This is a genomic window from Mitsuaria sp. TWR114 (assembly GCF_007997345.1).
The window spans coordinates 1-5,650 of the sequence record NZ_VOSR01000194.1 but is presented as its reverse complement, the minus strand read 5'-3'; the positions used below and the strand labels follow the sequence as shown (position 1 = coordinate 5,650).

Genomic DNA, 5,650 nt, shown 5'->3' with positions numbered 1-5,650 from the left:
GCATGCCTACGAGGGCCTGACCCGCTACAACGAGCAGTGGGAGATCGAGCCCTGCCTGGCCACGAAGTGGACGACGCTCAGCCCGACGCAGGTGCGCTTCGAGCTGCGCAAGGGTGTGAAGTTCCACGACGGCTCGCCCTTCACCGCCGACGACGTGGTCTTCAGCTTCGACCGCGTCCGCCAGCCGCAGGGCACGATGCAGATCTACGTCACCGGCATCAAGGAAATCAGGAAGGTCGACGACTTCACGGTCGACCTGATCCTCGACTCGCCGCAGCCCATCCTGCTGCGCAACCTGGTCGACTTCCGGATCATGAGCAAGGCCTGGTCCGAGAAGAACCGGGCCACGCAGATGGCCGATTACAAGGCCAAGGACGAGAACTACGCCAGCCGCCACGCCGCCGGCACCGGGCCCTACGAGATCACCTCGTGGCAGCCCGACCAGAAGGTCTCGATGGTCATCAACAAGGGCTGGTGGGACAGGAACAAGGGCAACATCACCGAGGTCAGCTACATCCCGATCAAGTCGGACCCGACCCGCGTCGCGGCGCTGACCTCGGGCGACGTGGACCTGTTGACCGACGTGCCCACGCAGGACGTCGGCGCGCTCAAGGCCGATGCCAAGCTCAAGTCGATCGACGGTCCCGAGACCCGCACCATCTTCTTCGCGATGGACCTGGGCAGCGACGAACTGCGCGGCGCGTCGGTCAAGGGCAAGAACCCCTTCAAGGACGTGCGCGTGCGCGAGGCGCTGTCGCTGGCCATCGACCGCGAAGCCATCAAGCGCAGCATCATGCGCGGGCTGTCGGTGCCGGCGGCGCTGATGGTCGCGCCCGGCGTGCACGGCTACGACGCGGCGCTGGACAAGCCTCGCGCGCCCGATATCGCCAAGGCGAAGAAGCTGCTCGCCGATGCCGGCTACCCCAGCGGCTTCGAGGTCCCGCTGAACTGCCCCAACAACCGCTACGTCAACGACGAGAAGGTCTGCCTGGCCGTCGTGTCGATGTGGAGCAAGATCGGCATCACCGCGCGGCTGACCGCGCAGCCGATGTCGCAACACAGCCAGCTGTTCCAGCGCTTCGAGGCCCCGCTGTACATGCTGGGCTGGGGCGTGTCCACGCGCGACGCGCTGTATGCGATGCAGGCGTTGGCGCGCACCCGCAGCGGCGGCGCGGATGGCAGCTTCAATTTCTCCAAGGTCAGCGATCCCGCGCTCGACAAGCTGATCGACGCCGCGAAGAGCGAAAGCGACACCGCCAAGCGCGACGCGCTGCTGCGCGACGGCCTGGTGCTGATCCGCGATCAATACCTCTTCATCCCGCTGCACCACCAGGTGCGGCCGTGGGCGATGCGCGCCAACCTGCAGACGCTGCACCGCTCCAACGATCGGCCCGAGGCGCGCTTCACGACGATCAAGTGAGCGGCCCGCCGCCGAAGGGCCGGCGCGCGGACTGAAGGACCGGCCGCGGGGCTGGGTTTTCCGGTCCGGCCCTGGGGCAATCCCCAGGGTGGACCTCGCTCCCGGACCGGGTCCCGACGGCTAGTATCCAGGCGACTTCACGTTTGCTTAACGACGTTGCCAAGGGAGCTACCGCTCATGTCGAGGAAATCCATCGGACCGATCCGGTCCGCGCGCCTGTTGCTGTCCGCCGCCGCCGTCGGTGCCGCCGCCCTGATGGGCGCGGCCCTGGCCGCCCACGAGGCGCTCGCCGCCCCGCTGCGCTGGGCCGCGCAGAACGACGTGCTCACGCTGGACCCGCATTCGCAGAACCACAGCACCACCAACGCGATCTCGATGCATGCCTACGAGGGCCTGACCAGGTACGACCGCCAGTACCAGGTCGAGCCCGCGCTGGCCACCAAGTGGACGCAGACCGGCCCCACGAGCTGGCGCTTCGAGCTGCGCAAGGGCGTCAAGTTCCATGACGGTTCGCCGTTCACCGCCGACGACGTGGTGTTCTCCTTCCACCGCATCAAGCAGCCGGTGGGCACGATGCATCCGTTCGTGGCCGGCGTGGCCGACATCAAGAAGGTCGACAGCCACACCGTCGACGTGATCCTGTCGGCGCCCAATCCGATCGTGCTGCGGCAGTTCGTCGACTTCCGCATCATGAGCAAGGCCTGGGCGGAGAAGAACAAGGCGATCAACCTGCCCGACTTCAAGGCCAAGGAAGAGACCTTCGCCACGCGCAACGCCAACGGCACCGGCCCGTACCGGATCACCGGCTGGCAGCCGGACCAGCGCATCACGATGGTCCAGAACAAGGACTGGTGGGACGCGAAGAACGCGACCAATGTCGACGAGGTGATCTACACGCCGATCAAGTCCGACCCCACGCGCGTCGCGGCGCTGCTGTCGGGCGACGTGGACCTGCTGTCCGACATCCCGACGCAGGACGTGGGCCGCCTGAAGGCCGACGGCAAGCTGACGGTGCTGGAAGGCAGCGAGACCCGCACGATCTTCATCGGCATGGACCAGGGCAGCGAGCAGCTCAAGGGCAGCAACATCACCGGCAAGAACCCGTTCAAGGACAAGCGGGTGCGGGAGGCGATGTCGCTGGCCATCGACCGCGAGGCGATCAAGCGCGCGACGATGCGTGGCCTGTCGGTGCCCGCCGGCATCATGGTCGCGCCGGGCGTCAACGGCAATGCGCCGGACATCGACGTGCCGACCAAGGTGGACGCCGAGCGCGCCCGCAAGCTGCTGGCCGACGCCGGTTATCCGGGCGGCTTCGAAGTGCCGATGAACTGCCCCAACAACCGCTACGTCAACGACGAGGAGATCTGCCTGGCGGTGGTGTCGATGTGGAGCAAGGTCGGCATCAAGGCGCGCCTGCAGACGGAGTCGTTCAGCACCTTCAGCCCGAAGCTGCAGGCCTTCGAGTACCCGCTGTTCCTGTACGGCTGGGGCGTGCCCACCTATGACGCGCTGTACACGATGCAGTCGCTGGCGCGCACGCGGGTTGGTGGCGCGGACGGCAGCGGCAACTACTTCCGGCTGAGCGACGCCAAGCTCGACCAGATCATCGACGCCGCGAAGGTCGAGGGCGACGTGGCCAAGCGCAACGCGCTGCTGAAGGACGGGCTGGTGCGCATCCGCGACGAGGTGTTCTTCATCCCGCTGCACCACCAGGTGCGTCCGTGGGCGATGAAGAAGAACGTCACGACGCCCCACCGCTCCGACGACCGGCCGGAAGCGCGGTTCACGACGATCAAGTGAGCGCCGAAGGCGGCGGCGCCTGCCGCCGCCTCGAGGGATCAGGCCGCGGCCTGCGGCACAGCCGGGGAGCGTCCGCAACGCGCAGCTCGCCCGACTGCCGGTCGTTCGTCCCCGCGCCTCGACCTCCGTTCACCCTGTAGCAGGGCAGGCATCGTCACGCCACGCCGTCGGCGACGCGGCTCGGTGGCTGAGCCCATTTCAGCAGCACCTCGACCAGCTCGGCCGGCACGATCGGTTTGCCGATGTGGGCGTCCATGCCCGCCGCCAGGCAGGCTTGGCGATCCTCGTCCATCGCCGCCGCCGTCATCGCGACGATCGGCAGGCCCTCGCCCTGCGGCAGCAGCCGGATGCAGCGGGTGGCCTCGATGCCGCCCATCTCCGGCATCTGCATGTCCATCAGCACCAGGTCGAAAGCGCGCTCGCGGACCAGGTCCACCGCCTGCAGCCCGTTGCCGGCAATCGTCACCGCCAGGCCGCCCAGTTCCAGGAAGGCCTGCGCCACCTGCTGGTTGACCGGGTCGTCCTCGACCAGCAGCACCTGCGCGCCCCGCAAGGACCGCAGCGCCTCGTCCAGCGTCTTCTCCAGCGGGCGCGCGATCCGCGGTGCCTCGGTGCCATGCTGCAGTCGCACGATCGCCTCGAACAGCCGGGACGGCGTCACCGGCTTGACCAGCACCTGCAGGCCCTCGCGCGGCCCGAGTTCGCGCTCGAGCGCATCGACGTGATGCTGCCCCGTCAGCACCAGCACGCGCGGCGTCGGCAGCCCCCGTTCGGCGCAGATCGTCTCCATCTTCTCCAGCACCGCCGCGGCGCCGGTCTTGCCGTCCAGCACCAGCAGCTCATACGGCAGCTCGTGGCTCGCGGCGCGCTGGAACTTGAAGACCGCGTCGTCGACGAAAGCTGCCGCGCTCACCTGGAAGCGCCAGCTCGACAGCATGCTGATCCAGGCCTCGCGCTCGGTCGGCGGTCCGTCCATCACCAGCGCGCGCATGCCGCGGATCCGATGCAGGTCGCGCCGCGGTTCACCCGCCGCCGTCAGTCCGAACCAGGCGCTGAAGCGGAAGGTCGAGCCGCTCCCCAGCTCGCTGTCGACCGCGATCTCGCCGCCCATCAGCGCCACCAGGCGCCGGCAGATCGCCAGCCCCAGGCCGGTGCCGCCGAAGCGGCGCGCGGTGCCGGACTCGCCCTGCGCGAAGGCCTCGAAGAGCCGCTCGCGGGTCTCGCGGCTCATGCCGATGCCGGTATCGCGCACCGCCAGCCGCAGGCCGACGCGCTCGGGCGTGCGCTCGATCAACTCCACGCGGATCACGATCTCGCCGCGCGGCGTGAACTTGATCGCGTTGCCGACCAGGTTGTTCAGCACCTGCGTCAGCCGGAAGGCATCGCCGACGACACGCGGCGGCACCTCCCGGTCGATGTCGAAGACCAGGTCCAGGCCGGTCTCCTCCAGCCGCGCCGAGAACAGCTCGCCGACGTTCTCCACCACCTCCTCGATGCCGAACTCCTCGGCCTCCAGGCTGATCTTGCCGGCCTCGACCTTGGAGTAGTCCAGGATGTCGTTCAGCAGCGCGAGCAGCGCCTTCGACGAGGTGTGGGCCTTGGCGACATAGTCGCGCTGCCGGCCTTCGAGCGGGCCCTGCAGCGCCAGATGGGTCAGCCCGATCACGGCATTCATCGGGGTGCGGATCTCGTGGCTCATGCTGGCCAGGAACAGGCTCTTCGAGGCGTTGGCCCGCTGCGCCTCGTCGCGCGCCAGCGCCAGCTCCGCGGCGCGTTGCCGTTCGCGGCCATGCGCCTGCGCCAGGCGCGCGTACAGCACGGCGTTCTCGAACAGCAGTTCCGCCAGCACCGCGCTGCAGGCCAGCAGGCCGTAGATGCGGCCCGCGTAGAAGCCCAGGTCGTAGCGGCCGCCGTTGAGCATGGCCGACAGGGCGATGTCGCACAGCCAGGCCACCATCACCACCATCAGGCCCAGGTCCAGCATGCTGGCATCGCGCCGCCGTGGCAGCAGCGCCAGCAGCGCGGCGATGCACAGGACCCAGACGGTGCCGACCGTCACCAGCATCGCCGGCGTGTAGCGGTTGCCGCTCATGATCGCCGGCAACAGCGCGTGGCCGGCGGTCGCCAGCGCCGTCAGGCCGACGCCGAGGATCAGCGCCGCCGCAGTCGCGAGCACCGCGGTGCGTCGCTCGCCGGCGGCATCGGCATCGGCATCGGGCGCCGGCGTCCCGCGGCGCATCCAGGCGTAGACGACCACGAAGAGCGGAAAGCCGCCATGCCAGAACATGTAGATCCAGGCCGTCGATTGCGGCCCGGCGCCCAGCACGCCGCCGGGCGCGAACAGTCCGGGGAAAGACAGCGCGTGGCCGATGGTGATGGTGGCCGTGAACAGGTAGCCGCTGGCCAGCACCGCCAGCGCGCGCAGGCGCG

At 69.0% G+C, this 5,650-nt stretch carries 3 protein-coding genes; 2 read left to right on the top strand and 1 reads right to left on the bottom strand.

Annotated elements, in window-relative coordinates:
• Together FUT87_RS09050 and FUT87_RS09045 are read left to right on the top strand one after the other, a co-directional pair.
• The coding region (locus FUT87_RS09050) for an ABC transporter substrate-binding protein (protein WP_147240825.1) at positions 1-1,420 on the top strand (1,420 nt) is incomplete at its 5' end.
• A gap of 177 nt (positions 1,421-1,597) precedes the next feature.
• Positions 1,598-3,220: an ABC transporter substrate-binding protein gene (locus FUT87_RS09045; protein WP_091722831.1), complete on the top strand. Its 1,623-nt coding sequence runs from the start codon at positions 1,598-1,600 to the stop codon at positions 3,218-3,220.
• Between the two features lie 154 nt (positions 3,221-3,374).
• Here the strand turns inward: FUT87_RS09045 and FUT87_RS31375 are convergent.
• Positions 3,375-5,650 (bottom strand): response regulator (locus FUT87_RS31375; RefSeq protein WP_147240824.1); only part of this gene is annotated, 2,276 nt, incomplete at its 5' end.